Here is a 16,243-nt window from a genome sequence, read left to right as displayed (position 1 = left end):
CGAGATTCCGGGTTCGCCCTTCGGGCGCCCCGGAATGACGGCATCATCAGCGGAGCGCCCTACCCCAGTTGAAACACCGCCATCGGCCGCTCATAGCCGCGCACCTCGACCTCGCCGAGCGCAACCGCGTCCTCACCATCGTCACCCAAGGCTTCGCGCACAGACTCCGAAATCAGGAGCTGCGATCCAAAATCCTTGTTCAGAGCCTCCAGCCTTGAAGCGAAGTTCACGGTGTCTCCGATCACCGTGTACTCCTTGCGCCGGGGCGAGCCGATATTGCCGGCGACGACCTCGCCGAAATGGATGCCGATGCCGATCCGCAGCGGCCAGCTCGATTGTGCGTTGATGCGGTCCATCGCGGCGAGCATCTCGCGGCCGGCGGCCACCGCCCGGTGCGCAGCGTCGGCCGCCGCCAGCGGCGCGCCGAACAGTGCGAGAAAGCCGTCACCCAGAAACTTGTTCACGATGCCGCCGTGGCGGTCGAGGATGTCGACCAGCACGGCGAAGGCGCCGTCGAGCCGGTCGACCACGTCCTGCGGCGAGCGCGAGCGTGCGCCGGCAGTGAAGCCGCGGAAATCGACGAACATCACCGCGACGCGCCTGATGTCGCCGCCGGCGCTGGTGCCCTCCGCCATCAGCCGCTCGACGACCTGCGGCGAGACGTGCTGGCCGAACAGGTTCGTCACCCTATCGCGCGCGGTGGCGGCAGCAATGCTCGCGGCAAACTGCCGACGCAATTGCGCGCCGACCGAGCCTGCCAGCACGCCGCAGATCAGGATGATGCAGCTGCGCACTGCGTGGAAGTAAGCCTGAGGCTCGCCGGCGCCGCTGACGGGATCAAAATAGAGTGCGACTGCGAGAAGCTGGGCCGCCGCCACGAAACCCGTGAAGGCCGACAACCGGAAATCGAGGCGCAGCGTCGAGAGAATGATGAAGATGAAGTAGACCAGCGGCACGGCAAAGCCGAGTGCCGGGATCGCCCCCATGCTCCGGATCTCCAGGACCAGGATGACCGTCGGCAGCGAGGTCTCGATCAGCGCCCCGATGTACCGCCTGACCACCGGCACGTCCCGATCGAGCCTGAGATTTCGACTGATCTGGGACTGAACCCAGAGCTCGAACAGGACAAACCCGATCAGGAGGCCGTAGACCTCGATCAGCCCGAACGTCCCGTGCCAGACCCGGTCCACGACGCTGGGGGCGACCAGGTACATCGCAGTGATGAACAGGATCATGACGCATCCCGTCACGATCAGCGCCTTGACGCGCAACAGCTCGGTCCGCAGCACCTCGCGTGCCAGCTCGTGCTCGAAATCCGCCGATATCGCGGCTTTCTGCCCGGCTGCCCTGCTTGCAAAACTGACCATCTCGCCCCTCGTCGTTGCGGGGCATTTTGCCTCAATCGAGCGTGCGGCGGAAGCGCGTCACGGCGATGATCATGGCGACCAGCATGAGGGCCGCCAGCGCCAACGTGTCATATTGCAGGTTCTGGACAGTCGCGCCCTTGAGCATGATGGCGCGGACGATACGCACATAATGCGTTAGCGGCAGGCCCTCGCCGAGATATTGCGCCCAGACCGGCATGCCCGCGAACGGGAACATGAAGCCGGACAGCAAAATGCTCGGCAGGAAGAACATCAGCGACATCTGCATTGCTTGCAGTTGATTCTGCGCGATGGTGGAGAAAGTGTAGCCGATCGCGAGATTGGTGGTGATGAACAGTGTCGAGAGCAGCGCCAACAGGGTGAGGCTGCCGAGCACGGGCACGCCGAACAGCAACACGCCGATCGAAAGAATCAGGAAGGCCTGGATGAAGCCGACCAGCACGTAGGGGACGATCTTGCCGAACATCACCTCGACCGGCTTGATCGGCATCGACAAGAGACTCTCCATGGTGCCGCGCTCGATCTCGCGCGTCACCGACAGCGCAGTGAAGATCAGCATGGTCATGGTCAGGATGGTGCCGACCAGCCCCGGCACGATGTTGAGCCGCGAGGACGCGGCCGGATTGTAGCGGGCGTGCGCGCGGATCTCGAACGGCATTTCCGGGGGATCGCCGATATAGAGATCGTGCTGGAGCGCTGTCTGCACGACCATGCCGAGCGAGCCGAGCGCGGCGCTTGCCGCGACCGGATCGGTCGCGTCGGCTGCGACCAGCAGCGCCGGCTTGTCGCCACGCCGCACTGCCCGCTCAAAACCGCGGGGGATCTCGACGCCGAACAGCACCTTGCCGGACTTCAGGAGATTGTCGAACTCGTCGACGTCGTGCACCTCGCGGGTGAAGCGGAAATAGGCGGTGTTCTCCAGCGCCTTCAGCACCGAGCGGGCAAGATCGCTGTCCTCCTGGAGTAGGACGGCGCTCGGCAGATTGTGCGGCGTTGTGTTGATGGCGAAGCCGAACAACAGGAGCTGCATCACCGGGATCATCACGATCATCGCGAAAGAGACGCGGTCGCGCCGGAGCTGGATGAACTCCTTCACGACCATCGCATAGGAGCGTCGCCAGAAGCCGAAGCGCTCGCGGATGTCGTGACCGTGATCTGATATGTCTGTAGCGCTCATTGGAAATTGTCCTTCGAGCGGTTCATGAGTTCGATGAAGACGTCTTCGAGCGAGGGATGCGACTTCTGCCAGTGCAGGCCGCCCTTGTCGCGCCAAGGCGCGATGCTGGTCTCGAGCGCGGTGACATCGCGGCCCGAGACATGCAGCGAGGTGCCGAACGGCGCGACCATGTCGACGCCGGGCTTGCCGGTGAGCTCGGCGGCGAGGCCGTTCAAATCATCGCCTGTGACGGTGTAGGTGGTGAGCGCCGATTTCGCGATCACCTCGTCCACGGTACCGTGCGTCAGGAGATGCCCATAGGCGATATACGCGATCTCGTGGCAGCGCTCGGCCTCGTCCATGTAGTGGGTGGAAACCAGAACGGTGAGACCTTCGGCGGCTAGCGCATGAATCTCGTTCCAGAAGTCGCGCCGCGCCTTCGGATCGACGCCGGCAGTCGGCTCGTCCAGCAGCAGGAGCTGCGGATTGGGCAGCGTGCAGGCCCCTAACGCCAGCCGCTGCTTCCAGCCGCCGGAGAGCTCGCCCGCAAGCTGCTCCTCGCGGCCGGAGAGACCGAGCCGCTTGATCATCTCGGCTGCCGCGCCGCGCGCATCGCGCATGCCGTAGAGCCGCGCGACGAATTCCAGGTTCTCGCGCACCGAAAGATCCTGATACAGGCTGAAGCGCTGGGTCATGTAGCCGACCTGGCGCTTGATGCGCTCGGCGTCGCGCCTGATGTCGTAGCCCAGGCAAGTGCCCTCGCCGCTGTCGGGCGTCAAGAGCCCGCAGAGCATGCGGATGGTCGTGGTCTTGCCGGAGCCGTTGGGACCGAGAAACCCGTAGATCGAGCCGCGCTTCACCTGCATCGACAGGTCATGCACGACCTCGCGGCCGCCAAAGGACTTTGTCAGCCCTTTGACGTCGATCGCGATACCGTTGCCGGCTGTCCCGTTCATCGCTTGTCCGCTACTGGAGTCTTGATTTCAGAAGTCTTGGGATTGAGATAGACGTCGATCGGCTGGCCCACCCGCAGCGCATCGGGCCGCGAGGGCCGCGCCTGGATCAGATAGACGAGCTTGTTGCGCTCATCGAGGCTGTAGATCACCGGCGGTGTGTATTCGGCCGTGGTCGCGATGAAATAGATCTTCGCGGTAAGGTCGGCCGCGCAATTGTCGCAGACGACCCGCACCTGATCGCCGATCGCAAGCTTTGGCAGTTCGGTCTCCGGCACGAAGAAGCGCAGCTTCATGTTGCCGGGCGGCATGATCGAGAGCACCGGCCGCTGCGCCGCCACCATCTCGCCCTCGCGGAAATAGATCTGCTGGATCGTGCCGGCGACCGGGGCAAAACCTTTCCGCCGCGCAAGCCGCGTCTCCGAGGTTGCCACGCGCGCCTGGGCGACCCGCAGGTCCGAGACGGCAGAATCGAGCGTCGCCTGCGTCCCGGAGCCGGTCTTTCTAAGTGACTCCGCACGATCATGGGTCTGCTGCGCGTTCGCCAGCGTCGCCTTGGTTTGATTGAGGTCGGCAAGCTGGAGATCGTCGTCGACCGAGTAAAGGGCATCGCCGACCTTCACCTCGTCGCCCTCGCGGACGTTGAGCTTGGTGACGCGGCCGGCCTCATCGGGGCTGACGAAGATCATGTCGGCCTCGACCCAACCCTGGAAGCCGGGATCGCGGTTGTCCTTGCAGGCGGCCAGCCCAATGGTGAGAGCAACGGCCAATGCCGCGCGGAAAATGACTTGCGACGACCTCATGTCGTCCTCCGTTCGCCAAAAATCAAATCAAGATGGACACGCAGCATCTCCTGCGCGTCGAGCGGGAAGTGCCGCGCAAACAGGCTCTGCCAGATCACCGCGATCAGGGCGGGCGCGACCAGGATCTGCGGAAAACGCGCCAGGTTCTTTTGCTGAATCTCGCCGCGGGCGATGCCGAGCTCGATCAGCGCGCGCATGCCGGCCATCCCGCGAGAGACGACCTCGCGGTAGTAGAAGTCGGCCACGGCCGGAAAACGCGGCCCCTCCGCCACGATCAGGCGCACGAGATCGCCACGCCTGGTGTTCGCAACCTCCTTCAGGAAATTGGAGGCAAAGGCCTCGACGAGGTCGCGCACCGAGCCGGTCGGCGGCGGCAGCGTGGTGAGCCGCTCGACCACCGGCACGATCACGATGCGCACCAGTTCCTCGAACATGGATTCCTTGTCCTTGAAATGCAGATAGATCGTGCCCTTGGCCACACCTGCGCGCTTGGCGATGTCGTCGAGCCGCGTCGCCGCAAAACCGCGCGCGATGAACTCTTCCAGAGCCGCCTCCACGATCGCCGCACGCCGCTCCGCCGCGCGCGCGGCGCGACTTGATCCGGGAGCGGCAACTTCTTCGCTGGCTTCGAGCGCACGGCCTTTGGCGCGGACTGCGGATGGCATGGCGGGTTTGCTTGGCTTCTTTGTCATATGCAATATATGACTGACCGGTCAGTCAAAGTCAAGCGATCAATCCGCGCTTGAGATATCGAAACAAATTAGCGTTGACTAATGCATTAGCCATTGCTAATTGAATGACCATGCTCGAAGCCGTCTCAAACCCCGTCACCACCGTCATGCGCGCTCTCGCTGATCCGACTCGCCGCGCCGTGTTCGAGCGCGTCTTCGAGAACAACGAGATCAGCGTCGCGGAGCTGACGCGCGGCAGCGGCGTGACTCAGGGCGCGATCTCGCAACACCTGAAGTCCCTAAAGCAAGCTGGCCTCGTCGCCGAGCGCGCGGAGGGCCGCAACGTCTATTACCGCGCCGCGCCGCAGGGGCTCGAGCCTCTGGTCGAATGGATGGATCACTACGGCGTCTTCTGGCGCGAGCGCTTCCAGAACCTGCGTACCCTGTTGAAGGAGATCGATCCGTGAGTGCTGTCGCTTCCAACGTTCAAACCCAGGACATCGTCATCGACGAGGTCTTCCCTCACGCGACCGCTACGGTCTGGAAGGCGCTGACCAGCGCTCAGTTGATCGCGCGCTGGCTGATGCCGCCGACCGGCTTCGAAGCGATCGAAGGCAAGACCTTCACATTCCAGACTAACCCGGGCGGCGCCTGGGATGGCGTGATCCATTGCCGGGTTCTGGAGGTCGTGCCGAACCGGCGTCTCGTCTACGCCTGGAAGGGCGGCAACGAACGCAACACCGGCTACGGTGCGCCGCTCGATACCGTCGTCACCTGGTCCCTCACCCCCATCGAAGCAGGCACACGGATCCGCCTGGTCCATGCGGGCTTCGTCATGCCCAGGAACGACTCCGCCTACAACGTCATGAGCGGTGGCTGGAAGAAGGTTGTCCGCCAGCTCGGCGAGATCAGCGGCGAAGAGTGAGCAGGAGATATCGCGATGACCAAGCCCTATACCGGCGGCTGCGCCTGCGGCGCGATCCGCTATTCGATTGCCGGCGAGCCCCTCTTCGCCAACCACTGCCAGTGCCGGGACTGTCAACGTGAAAGCGGCACCGGCCACGGCTCATACCTCACCTTCGCGCGCGCCGGCGTCACGGTGACGGGCGGGGCCAAGCAATGGGACATGGTCGGCGACAGCGGCAACGTGAAGACGCGCGCCTTCTGCTCCGTCTGCGGCTTGCCGGTCTACATGACCTTCGCCGCAATGCCCGAAATTTTCACCATCCGCGCCACGAGCCTCGACGAGCCTGCCCGCTACAAGCCGCAGGTGGTCACTTACGCAGCGCGCGGACATGACTGGGATCGCCTCGACCCCAACTTGCCGAAGTTCGAAACCATGCCGCCGGCGTGAGACGCCGGCGCTAGCCAAAATCGAGCACCATGCGGCCGTCGATCTTGCCGGCCTTCATCTTGTCGAACACCGTGTTGATCTCAGCGAGCGGCACCTTGGTGACCTCGGCGTGGACCTTCCCGTCGGTCGCGAAGGCGATGGCCTCGTCGAGATCCCTGCGGGTGCCGACGATCGAGCCGCGCACCGTGATGCGCTTGAGCACGACGTCGAAGATCGGGGTCGGGAATTCGCCGGGCGGCAGACCGACGAGGCTGACGGTGCCCTTCCGGCGCACCATCTTCAGCGCCTGCGCGAAGGCGGCCGTCGAGACGGCCGTCACCAGCACGCCATGCGCCCCTCCTCCGGTCGCGGCCAGCACCTTGTCGACGGCATCCGCATTCAGCGCGTTGACTGCGAGATCGGCGCCGGTCGTGCGCGCCAGCGCGAGCTTGTCCTCGGCGATGTCGATGGCGGCAACCTTGAGCCCCATCGCCTTGGCGTATTGGATCGCGACATGGCCGAGACCGCCAACGCCCGAGATCACCACCCACTCGCCGGGCCGCGCCTCGGTCTCCTTCAGTCCCTTGTAGGTCGTTACGCCGGCGCAAAGGATTGGCGCCACGCCGGCAAAATCGATATTTGCCGGCAGCTTCGCCGCGAACGCGCCAGAGGCGACGACGTATTCGGCAAAGCCGCCATTCACGCTGTAGCCGGTATTGTGCTGGTGCTCGCACAGCGTTTCCCAGCCGGTCTCGCAATATTCGCAAGCCATGCACGAATCGTGCAGCCATGCGACGCCGACGGCATCACCGACCCTGAGATTGGTGACGCCGGTTCCCAGTGCGGCAACGGTGCCGGCGACCTCGTGGCCGGGGATGAAGGGCGGAACCGGCCTCACCGGCCAGTCTCCGGACGCGGCGTGCAGATCGGTGTGGCAGACCCCACAAGCCTTCACCTTGACCAGGACCTCGCCCGGACCCGGCTGCGGCACCGGCACATCCTTGATCTCGAGCGGCTTGCCAAAGCTGGTGACTACAGCGGCTTTCATGGTCGGCATCGGTCTGCTCCTTTGCATTTGCGCAAAGTCCTTTGCATTTGCGCAAAGGCAGACTAGCGACCGCGCGCGGCACGCCCTTGATTGGCGTCAAACAGCACAATCTTTGCGCATGGCGAACCACCGGTATCACAACGTGGTGACAACGACTTCGCGCGAGCTCGCAGCGTCAGCTGTGGAACTTCAATCCATCGACAATTTTATCGATCACCTTGCGTTCGGCGCGCATCGCGATGCCGACAAGATTGAGATCGGCGCGCCCAACCGCCTTCACCGCCGCGCGATTGGCAGCATCATGCGTGGTCCCGAACATATCCTCGGTATAGAGCGCGGGCGTGACGTTGCGCGACAGCGCGCGATCGAGCGCGCGGGACAATGCAGCACCGTCGGCGCCGTAGATCAGGATCGGCTGGCCGATCAGCGGGAGATATTTCGTCGCGGACGCATCCTCGTAGGGATCGCCGATACATTCGGGAAAGGCTGCGGCAATGCCGCTGGTCAGGAAGGATGCGACGTTGAGCTTCTGCCAGGCCTGAAGATCAGTGCGGATGACGACGGCGATCTTGGTATCGAACTGCATGATTTCTCCCACGCATTCCGCATATTGCAAAATACGGTTCCTCACGCGAACATTGGTCGAGTGCGAATGTAACGCGGATTGACCTATCGATCACAATTCGAAAGTTTCGACCTGGATGCAACCGGGGACCGCTTCCCCGCCCGAATCGAGTCGGGTATATACGTCACTGCACTGTCATCAAACTGTCACATCATTCCTATGTCCGAAACTGGCACCATTAAGCCGGCCTTCGAATCCGCGCGTAATGTGCCTCGGCCCAATGGCCGTGTTGTCCATCACGACGCAAGAACCAAAGACTCTCTCGCTTCCAGCATGGACCGAGAGCATGGCTCGCAAGAGCTCGTTGACAATGCGCGCGCACTCAACGACCTCTCTCGCGCCGAGGGCGTTGGCCTCGATGAGGCACCGCCCCACGGTGAGAAGCCTGCACCAGACATCTCCCCGTCTCGCGACGCTGCTCCAGGCGCCGCAGAATTCGAACTCAAGCTGCTCGTCGATGCCGATCGCCTCGCCGATTTCAACGCTGCCCCGATCATCGCGGCGAACGCACGCAACAAGGGCACGCGAAAGCACCTCAAGGCCGTCTACTACGATACACCCAAGCGTGCGCTTCAACGCAACGGATTGAGCTTCAGGGTCCGCCAGAGCGGCGCACGTTTCACGCAGACCGTGAAGGCCGAGTCTGGAGACGATCCGCTCCGGCGCGGCGAATGGGAAGCGAGCGTGCCCTCCACGGCTCCCGACATCGCGCTGGCGCTGCCCTTCATTCCTGACAAGCTGCCGGCCGATCTCGAACGTCATCCGCTCGAGGCGGTCTTCACCACCGACATTCACCGGCATCAGCGCATCGTCGACCTGCCATCCGGCACGGTCGAGATTGCATTCGACCAGGGCGTCCTGAAATCCGGCGATCGTACGATGCCGGTCAGCGAGATCGAGTTGGAGCTCAAGTCCGGCAGCCCGTCTGCGATCTTCGAGCTTGCGCTGCGGCTCGCCGAGCATGGGCCGGTGAGACCATCCATCCGCAGCAAATCGGCACGCGGATTTGACCTCGCCGCCGACACCCCGCCGGCCGCAAGAAGGCCGCGCAAGCTGCGCCTCGACCCGTCGGCCTCACTCGATGAGACCTTTGCCGCGATCCTGCGCGCCTGTCTCCTTCATCTCCTCCAGTCGCTTCCCGCTGCCGAGGATGGACGCGATCCCGAGGGGATTCATCAGCTTCGCGTCGCGCTGCGGCGACTGCGATCCGCCATGCACCTGATGCAATCGGTCGTATCCGTGAGCAAGCTCGAGCTGCTGCGCTCGGAGGCCAAATGGCTGGCGCAAAATCTCTCTGCCGCGCGCGATTGGGACGTCTTCCAGCGGGAGACCCTGGCTACCGTCGCGCAAGGCTGCCCCTCGATCGCAGGCTTCGAGGCGCTGGACCAGGCTGCAAAGCAGCGGCGGACGGCGTCCTACGACAAGGCACACCTGGCGCTCGCCGACCGCCGGGCCTCGTATCTCGTGATCGGGCTTGGCGGCTGGATCGAGGCGCGCGGCTGGCGCAGCGACGTCGCGCCCGAATATCTGGCACAACTGGCCGAGCCCGCCATGAACTTCGCGCGGCGCATCCTGTCCACCCAGCATGCAAAGGTGCTCAAGCGCGGCCGCCGCTTCAAGTCGCTCACGGCGGAAGAACTACATCGCTTGCGGCTCTCGGTGAAGAGGCTGCGCTATGTCGCTGATTTCCTGTTGCCGCTCTACGGACAGCGGAAATCGGCGAAACGCTTTTCTGCCAGGCTGGTCGATTTGCAGAACGAGCTCGGCACCTATAATGACATGGCGGTCACGGCATCGCTGCTCACGGATATCGGCACGGAGTCCTCAGACAGCGGCATCGCGGCAGCCGCGATCGCCGGCTGGCAGGCGCACGCGATGGTCGGCAGCGAACCGCGCCTGAAGAAGGTGTGGTCGGATTTCGTGAAGGCGAAGGTGCCCTGGTCGATCGAGGCGGAGGCCTGATCGGCCAAGCCACCGCAAGCCACTGCGGACGATGCAGGCTTCAGCCCTTGGCGTCGCAGGCCCAGGCGCGGATCACGCATTCCTTGCCACCATATTTGTAGCATTCGCGCGTGGCGGCGTTGAGCGTGGTCGAGATCTTCGGCTTCACGGCATAGCCATAAGCGCCGCAGGGGTTGGCGAGATCGACGGACATGGCGGCGCAGGCGCGCTTCATGGTCACGGTCGTGCAGTCGCCCTTGCACTGCTTTTGTGCCGCGGCGCGCGCCGCAGCTTCGCCGGGGAAGTCATATGCATGGCCGTAAGCGCCGCATCTGCCGACCGCGAAGGCCCCGGCAGCGTGCGCGTCCGTGACGTAGCGGGCCCCAGCCACAGCAACGCTCAGCCCAAAGAAAAACATCGCGCAACGGCGCGCGACGACGTTCGAAGCCATGGAAATTCCCCTCCCCCGAGGCAGGCGGAGGAGACTCTATCGGCCGGTCGTTTCCAGATGGTGAACGAGTGGTTGAAATCGCCACTTCGTAGAAGCGTAACCCACCTCTTTGCGATCCGCGTGGAGAGAAGTGGTGGGTTACGCCTTCGGCTAACCCACCCTACGGCAGCGTCACACGCGTCTCGCCGCTTCCAGCGCCTGCGGCGTGTCGATGTCGAGGAAGGCGCTCTCGCCGTCGACCGGCACTTCGGCAACCACCTCCGCATGCTTGGCGATCAAGTGCCGTGCGCCGATGTCGCCGTCGAGCGTCATCAACTCGCTGAAGAAGCGGCGCGACCACAGCACGGGATTGCCGCGGCGGCCTTCGCTCACGGGCACGGCGATCAGGTTGCCGCGGTCGGGCGCAAAGCTGTCGATGAGGCGGTCAATCAGACCGGCATCGATCAGCGGCATGTCGCCGAGGCAGACCAGCACGCCATCGCAGGTCTCCGGCACGACCGCGATGCCGGCCTTGACCGAACTTGCGATGCCGCCGGCAAAATCCGGATTGCGAACGAACTTCACCTTCAAGCCGCTGAGTGCCTGCTCGACCAGCTCGGCCTGATGGCCGGTGACGACGATGACCTCCGACGCTTTCGAGGCCAGCACCTGTTCGGTCGCGATCCGCACCAGCTTCTTGCCCTCCAGCTCGGCGAGCAACTTGTTCGGCCCGCCCATCCGGGTCGAGCGCCCGGCGGCGAGCACGATCGCCGCGACCCGGCTGTTGCCTTCGGTCTCGGGTTTTGCACGCGGCTGCGGCCGCGTGACGATCTCCATCAGGAGGCCGCCGACGCCCATGCCCATCAGCTCGGCGCGCGTGACCTTGATGCCGGCGAGTAACCGCATCAGCACCCAGTCAAAGCCGTTCTCAACCGGCGAGCGTGCACAGCCCGGCGCGCCCAGCACCGGCACTGCGCCGGCGCGGCCGATCAGCAGCAGATTGCCGGGATCGACGGGCATGCCGAAATGCTCGATCGCGCCGCCGATCTCGGTGATTGCCGCCGGGATCACGTCGCGACGATCGGCGATCGCGGAGGCTCCGAACACGATGACGAGCTCGGCGCCGAGTCCGAGCAGCTCCTTGATCGCAGCCGACAGCGCCGTCTCCTCATGCGGCACCCGCCGCTCGGCGATAATGGTCGCACCCGCGGGCGCGAGCCGCTCGGCGGTGACGCGGAGCGTCTTGTCGACGACCTTGGAGGACAGTCCGGGCAGCAGCGTCGAGACGACGCCGACACGCTTGATCACGTAAGGCGCAACGCGCAGCACGTCGCGGCCCGCCGCCTTCACCGCGGCATCGCGCAAACTCCCTTCGACGCCGAACGGAATGATCTTGACCGTGCCGACCATCTCGCCCTCGACCACCGGCTTGAAGGCGGAGAGCGTCGCAAAGGTAATGGCTTCGTCGACATTGTTGATGCGGTCGACCGCAGCGCGGTCGATCACCAGAACGCCCGGGCGCGCCGCGAACAGATTGGCGCGACCGGTGAAGGCGCGCTCGACATGAATGCCCTCGCCGCCGACGGCCTCCGCAATGCTGGCGGCTGCGACGTCCTCGGAAACGTCGCCCTGCTCCATGCGCACCACGACGATGTCCTTGATGCCGGCGCGCGTCAGCGCCTCGACCTCGGCAGGCCCGATCGTCGTGCCCTTCTTCAGCACCAGCGGACCCTGGCGCAGGGTGTGGACGGTCACCCCGCCGATCGCATCCTTGGGGCTCGCCGGGCCGAACTTCATGCCGCTTCTTCTTTTTCTTTTGGAGGTAGCCGAAGCACCGCCGTGATCTCTGCCATGATCGACACCGCGATCTCGGACGGCGAGACCGCGCCGATTGCAAGCCCGATCGGCGCGTGGATGCGGGCGATATCAGAGTCCTTCGCGCCCTGCGCCCGCAGCCGGTCCCCGCGCTTGGCATGCGTCTTCCGCGAGCCGAGCGCCCCGATATAGAAGCAGTCGCGCTCGAAGGCGTGCAGCAGCGCGGGGTCGTCGATCTTGGGATCGTGGGTCAGCGCGACGAAGGCAGTGTAGTGGTCGATGTTGAGCGGCGGCAGCGCGACGTCGGGCCATTCCGCGATCAGCGGCACATCCGGAAACCGCTCGGGGCTCGCAAAGGCCGTGCGGGGATCGACCACCGTGACGTCGTAGCCGAGCGAGCGCGCCATCGGCGCCAGCGCCTGGCTGATATGGACGGCACCGACGATCACCATCTTCGCGGTCGGCGCGTAGACATTGAGGAACAGCTTCTTGCCGCCGGCCTCGACGTTGCCGCTCTTGCCCGTGCGGAGCTGTTTTTCCAGCTCGGCGCGCAGCGGATCTTTCGCAAAGTCCCTGGCTTTCACCAGGCGCTGCTCACCGCTCTCCGTATCGGTGACGAGGATGACCGGCCGCCGCGCGGCGCGCTCGGCATTGAGTTCGTGCAGGGTTTCCAGCTTCACGGCTAGCCGACCTTCTCGACGAAGACGCGGATAGTGCCGCCGCAGGACAGCCCGACGTTCCAGGCGGTCTCGTCGGCAACGCCGAACTCCAGCATTTTTGGCTTGCCCGTCTCAATCACATCCATGGCCTCGGTGACCACGGCGCCTTCGACGCAGCCGCCCGAGACTGAGCCCAGAAACGTGCCGTCGTCGTTGATCACGAGGCTCGAGCCCGCCGGCCGCGGCGCCGAGCCCCAGGTCTCCACCACCGTTGCGAGGGCAACGCCATGGCCGGCCTTCTGCCAGTCCTCCGCCGCCTTCAGGATATCCTCGTCGCGATCGAGCATGGCCTACCTCTCAAGCTGCGGAACGGATCAGGCTGCGGTGATGCGGCGGCAGCGGCTGGGAGAGCGTCTTGATCAGCTCCTGGATCGAACTCAAATTATGCACGGGGCGGAATTCGTCAACGTGGGGCAGCATCATTTTGATGCCCTGCGCCTTGGCCTCGAAGCCGCCGAACCGCAGCAGCGGGTTCAGCCAGATCAGCCGGCGGCAGGAACGGTGGAGCCGGTCCATCTCGAAGGCGAGCTTGGAGTCGGCCTCGCGCTCCAGCCCGTCGGAGATCAGCAGCACGATGGCGCCCTGGCTCAGCACGCGCCGCGCCCACAATTTGTTGAAGTTGTGCAGCGAGGTCGCAATGCGCGTGCCGCCGGCCCAGTCCTCCACCGCCGCCGAGCAGCTTGCCAGCGCCTCGTCCGGATCGCGCTGGCGGAGCGCACGGGTGACGTTGGTGAGACGGGTGCCGAACAGGAACACGGAGACGCGCTTCCTCGCATCAGTGATGGCGTGCAGGAAGTGCAGGAACAGGCGGGTGTATTCGCTCATCGATCCCGAAATATCCAAGAGCGCCACGATCGGCGCCGGTTTCTCGATCCGCCCGAGCCGGTGGATGTCGATGATGTCGCCGCCGGTGTGCAGCGAAGCGCGCAAGGTTCGGCGCAGGTCGAGGCGCAGCCCGCGCCGGTCGGGCCGGTGCCGCCGCGTCAAGAGCTCGGCCTGTGGCAGCTTCATCTTTTCGATCGCGCGCAGCGCTTCGCTGATCTCGGCCGCGCTCATCTGCGCAAAGTCTTTCTTCTGCAGGATTTCCTTGTCGGAGACCGACAGGCGCAGATCCTGCTCCTGGCGCTGCGGCGTCTCCGTCATCTGCGGCTGCGACAGCGCCTCCTGGACGCGGCGCGAGGCCGGCGGCGGCTTCTTCTTGGCGTGATCGGGCAACGGCACCGAATCCAGCATGTGCTTCCACTCCTCCGAGGCGCGGAAGAACAGGTTGAAGGCCTGCCTGAAGATCAGCGCATGCTCATGGCGCTTGACGAAGATCGCCTCCAGCGTGGTGAAGACGTCGGCGCGGCTGCCGATGTCGATCACCTGGAGCGCGTTGACGGCGTCGATCACCGCGCCGGGGCCGACGGGAAGACCGGCGGCACGAAGCGCGCGGGCGAAGCCGATGATGTTGTCGGCGAACTGCTCGGTCTTCTCAGGCGCAAGGTGATTGATGGCCATGGTCGTAACCTACCCTCACGTCATACCGGGGCGCGACGAAGTCGCGAACCCGGAATCCAGAAGTTGCGGCGCGAGATTCCGGGTTCACGCTCCGCGTGCCCCGGAATGACGGCTATTCGCTCGTCGCGTCCTTCAGCACCTTCTGCAAGGCATCGCCCTGCATGCGGACGATGTCGTCCTGATACTTGAGCAGCGCGCCCAGCGTGTCGCCGACGACCTGCGCCGTCAGCGAGCGGGCGTCGAGCTCGGAGAGCGCGGTGGCCCAGTCGATGGTCTCGGCGACGCCCGGGGACTTGTAGAAATCCTGGTTGCGCAGCGCTTGCACGAAGCGCACGACCTGCTGCGACAGCTTTGCGGAGATGCCGGGCACGCGCGTCTTGATGATCGCAAGCTCGCGCTCGGCGGAGGGATAGTCGACCCAGTGATAGAGACAGCGCCGCTTCAGCGCGTCGTGGATCTCGCGGGTGCGGTTGGAGGTGATGATGACGATCGGCGGATGCGGCGCCTTCACGGTGCCGAACTCGGGGATGGTCACCTGGAAGTCGCTGAGGATTTCGAGCAGATACGCCTCGAACGCCTCGTCGGCGCGATCGAGCTCGTCGATTAAGAGCACTGGCGGGCCGGCAACGTCCGGCTCCAGGGCCTGGAGCAACGGCCGCTTGATCAGATAGCGATCGGCGAAAATGTCGGACGAAAGCTGCTCGCGATCGGTGTCGCCGGCAGCCTCGGTGATCCGGATCGCGATCATCTGGGCGGCGCTGTTCCACTCATAGACCGCCGAGGAGACGTCGAGGCCCTCATAGCATTGCAGGCGGATCAGCTTCCGTCCCAGCGCAGCCGACAGCACCTTTGCGATCTCGGTCTTGCCGACGCCGGCCTCGCCTTCCAGGAACAGCGGCCGCCCCATGCGCAGCGACAGATATGTCACCGTCGCCAGCGACCGCTCCGCGAGATAGCCGCGCGAAGTGAGGAGTTCGAGCATCGCATCGACCGATGCCGGCAGTGCCGCTGCAGTCATGAAAGAGCCAGTCTCGCTACGCCCTGTCCGGGCCCATCACTCTTTGGCGTTGGCAGCGTCGACGGCGCGCCGCGTCAGCACCCCGATCAGGTGCGCACGATACTCGGCGCTGCCGTGGATATCGCTGTTGAGGCCTTCCGCCGGCACGTCGATGCCGTCGAGCACCTTCGAGGAGAAGCGCTTCTTCAAGGCTTCCTCGAACGCGGTGACGCGGAACACACCGTCCGAACCGGCGCCGGTGACGGCGACGCGCACATCCGAAGGACGCCGCGCCACGAATACGCCGACCAGCGCATAGCGCGAGGCCTGGTTGCGGAATTTGACGTAGGCCGCCTTCTTCGGCAGCGGGAACATCACCTTGGTGATGATCTCGTCGGCCTCAAGCGCGGTCGAGAACAGGCCCTGGAAGTACTCTTCCGCCTTCAGGCGGCGCTTGTTGGTGACGATGGTGGCGCCGAGCGCGAGCACCGCGGCCGGATAGTCCGCGGTCGGATCGTTGTTGGCGAGCGAGCCGCCGATCGTACCCTTGTGACGGACGGCCGGATCGCCGATGCCGCCGGCAAGGCTCGCGAGCGACGGGATCGCTTCGCCGACGATGGCCGACGTCGCGACATCGGCGTGCTTGGCCGTGGCGCCGATCACCAGCGAGCGGCCCTTCATCTCGATCGTATCGAGACCTTCGATATGCGAGAGGTCGACGAGATGCGGCGGGCTTGCGAGGCGCTGCTTCATCACGGGAATCAGCGTGTGACCACCGGCGATCACCTTGGCATCCTCGTTCTTCACCAGCAGATTGGCCGCCTGCCGCACGGTCCCAGGGCGATGATATTTGAATTCGTACATAAT

The 16,243-nt window shown here is 64.8% G+C and carries 18 protein-coding genes; 4 read left to right on the top strand and 14 right to left on the bottom strand.

The genetic code is table 11. The features are described 5' to 3' along the window. Nucleotides 1-59 precede the first annotated feature (59 nt). Genes NLN62_RS34355 through NLN62_RS34335 form a run of 5 tightly spaced genes read right to left on the bottom strand, consistent with a single transcriptional unit; the run spans nucleotide 60 to nucleotide 4,989 of the window. A complete protein-coding gene (locus NLN62_RS34355) occupies nucleotides 60-1,367 on the bottom strand; it encodes an adenylate/guanylate cyclase domain-containing protein (RefSeq protein WP_254111733.1) in 1,308 nt (435 codons plus the stop codon). Between the two features lie 31 nt (nucleotides 1,368-1,398). Continuing rightward, nucleotides 1,399-2,562 (bottom strand): ABC transporter permease, encoded by a 1,164-nt coding sequence (locus NLN62_RS34350; RefSeq protein ID WP_027525308.1) that lies wholly within the window; start codon nucleotides 2,560-2,562, stop codon nucleotides 1,399-1,401. Then, on the bottom strand, nucleotides 2,559-3,497 hold the full coding sequence (locus tag NLN62_RS34345) for an ABC transporter ATP-binding protein (protein ID WP_027525309.1): 939 nt from the start codon (nucleotides 3,495-3,497) through the stop codon (nucleotides 2,559-2,561). Before NLN62_RS34345 ends, NLN62_RS34350 begins: the two co-directional genes overlap by 4 nt. Continuing rightward, nucleotides 3,494-4,297 (bottom strand): HlyD family secretion protein, encoded by an 804-nt coding sequence (locus NLN62_RS34340; RefSeq protein WP_027525310.1) that lies wholly within the window; start codon nucleotides 4,295-4,297, stop codon nucleotides 3,494-3,496. The genes NLN62_RS34345 and NLN62_RS34340 overlap by 4 nt, the downstream gene beginning before the upstream one ends. After that, nucleotides 4,294-4,989 carry a TetR/AcrR family transcriptional regulator gene (locus NLN62_RS34335; protein WP_254111732.1) on the bottom strand — a complete coding sequence of 232 codons (696 nt, stop codon included), beginning with the start codon at nucleotides 4,987-4,989 and terminating at the stop codon, nucleotides 4,294-4,296. The genes NLN62_RS34340 and NLN62_RS34335 overlap by 4 nt, the downstream gene beginning before the upstream one ends. 110 nt (nucleotides 4,990-5,099) lie before the next feature. Here NLN62_RS34335 and NLN62_RS34330 point away from each other — a divergent pair, with 110 nt between their 5' ends. The 3 genes from NLN62_RS34330 to NLN62_RS34320 are packed head-to-tail and all read left to right on the top strand — an operon-like array spanning nucleotide 5,100 to nucleotide 6,322. Further along, a complete protein-coding gene (locus NLN62_RS34330) occupies nucleotides 5,100-5,435 on the top strand; it encodes a helix-turn-helix transcriptional regulator (RefSeq protein ID WP_254113790.1) in 336 nt (111 codons plus the stop codon). Next, on the top strand, nucleotides 5,432-5,893 hold the full coding sequence (locus tag NLN62_RS34325; RefSeq protein ID WP_254111731.1) for an SRPBCC domain-containing protein: 462 nt from the start codon (nucleotides 5,432-5,434) through the stop codon (nucleotides 5,891-5,893). Before NLN62_RS34330 ends, NLN62_RS34325 begins: the two co-directional genes overlap by 4 nt. Before the next feature lie 15 nt (nucleotides 5,894-5,908). Further along, complete coding sequence (locus tag NLN62_RS34320) at nucleotides 5,909-6,322, top strand: GFA family protein (RefSeq protein WP_027525314.1); 414 nt, start codon at nucleotides 5,909-5,911, stop codon at nucleotides 6,320-6,322. A gap of 10 nt (nucleotides 6,323-6,332) precedes the next feature. On the opposite strand, the gene adhP is transcribed toward NLN62_RS34320, so the two are convergent. Both adhP and NLN62_RS34310 read right to left on the bottom strand, forming a co-directional pair. After that, nucleotides 6,333-7,358 (bottom strand): alcohol dehydrogenase AdhP, encoded by a 1,026-nt coding sequence (gene adhP, locus NLN62_RS34315; RefSeq protein WP_254111730.1) that lies wholly within the window; start codon nucleotides 7,356-7,358, stop codon nucleotides 6,333-6,335. Between the two features lie 166 nt (nucleotides 7,359-7,524). Then, complete coding sequence (locus NLN62_RS34310) at nucleotides 7,525-7,935, bottom strand: DUF2000 family protein (RefSeq protein WP_254111729.1); 411 nt, start codon at nucleotides 7,933-7,935, stop codon at nucleotides 7,525-7,527. Between the two features lie 312 nt (nucleotides 7,936-8,247). Here NLN62_RS34310 and NLN62_RS34305 point away from each other — a divergent pair, with 312 nt between their 5' ends. Beyond that, nucleotides 8,248-9,936 (top strand): CYTH and CHAD domain-containing protein, encoded by a 1,689-nt coding sequence (locus NLN62_RS34305; protein WP_254111728.1) that lies wholly within the window; start codon nucleotides 8,248-8,250, stop codon nucleotides 9,934-9,936. Between the two features lie 40 nt (nucleotides 9,937-9,976). Here NLN62_RS34305 and NLN62_RS34300 read toward each other — a convergent pair whose 3' ends face one another. From NLN62_RS34300 to NLN62_RS34270, 7 genes are all read right to left on the bottom strand, one after another. Next, the gene (locus NLN62_RS34300; RefSeq protein WP_027525318.1) at nucleotides 9,977-10,366 is read right to left on the bottom strand and encodes a DUF4189 domain-containing protein; all 390 of its coding nucleotides are present in this window, start codon (nucleotides 10,364-10,366) and stop codon (nucleotides 9,977-9,979) included. A gap of 171 nt (nucleotides 10,367-10,537) precedes the next feature. Continuing rightward, nucleotides 10,538-12,142, bottom strand: coding sequence for an NTP transferase domain-containing protein (locus NLN62_RS34295; RefSeq protein ID WP_254111727.1), 1,605 nt, complete (start codon nucleotides 12,140-12,142; stop codon nucleotides 10,538-10,540). Then, entirely contained in the window at nucleotides 12,139-12,840 is a 702-nt protein-coding gene (locus NLN62_RS34290) for an XdhC family protein (RefSeq protein WP_254111726.1), read from the bottom strand. The genes NLN62_RS34295 and NLN62_RS34290 overlap by 4 nt, the downstream gene beginning before the upstream one ends. A 2-nt stretch (nucleotides 12,841-12,842) precedes the next feature. Beyond that, a complete protein-coding gene (locus tag NLN62_RS34285; protein WP_027525321.1) occupies nucleotides 12,843-13,166 on the bottom strand; it encodes an XdhC family protein in 324 nt (107 codons plus the stop codon). 10 nt (nucleotides 13,167-13,176) lie between these two features. Next, the gene (locus tag NLN62_RS34280; protein ID WP_254111725.1) at nucleotides 13,177-14,379 is read right to left on the bottom strand and encodes a VWA domain-containing protein; all 1,203 of its coding nucleotides are present in this window, start codon (nucleotides 14,377-14,379) and stop codon (nucleotides 13,177-13,179) included. Between the two features lie 112 nt (nucleotides 14,380-14,491). Next, nucleotides 14,492-15,397, bottom strand: a complete 906-nt coding sequence (locus NLN62_RS34275; RefSeq protein ID WP_027525323.1) for a MoxR family ATPase — start codon at nucleotides 15,395-15,397, stop codon at nucleotides 14,492-14,494. A gap of 36 nt (nucleotides 15,398-15,433) precedes the next feature. Next, complete coding sequence (locus tag NLN62_RS34270; RefSeq protein WP_027525324.1) at nucleotides 15,434-16,240, bottom strand: xanthine dehydrogenase family protein subunit M; 807 nt, start codon at nucleotides 16,238-16,240, stop codon at nucleotides 15,434-15,436. Nucleotides 16,241-16,243: the final 3 nt, after the last annotated feature.

This window comes from Bradyrhizobium sp. CCGUVB23 (assembly GCF_024199885.1).
Taxonomy (GTDB): Bacteria; Pseudomonadota; Alphaproteobacteria; order Rhizobiales; family Xanthobacteraceae; genus Bradyrhizobium.
Note: the sequence above shows the minus strand (reverse complement) of the source record. Positions and strands in the feature narration are given on the sequence as shown.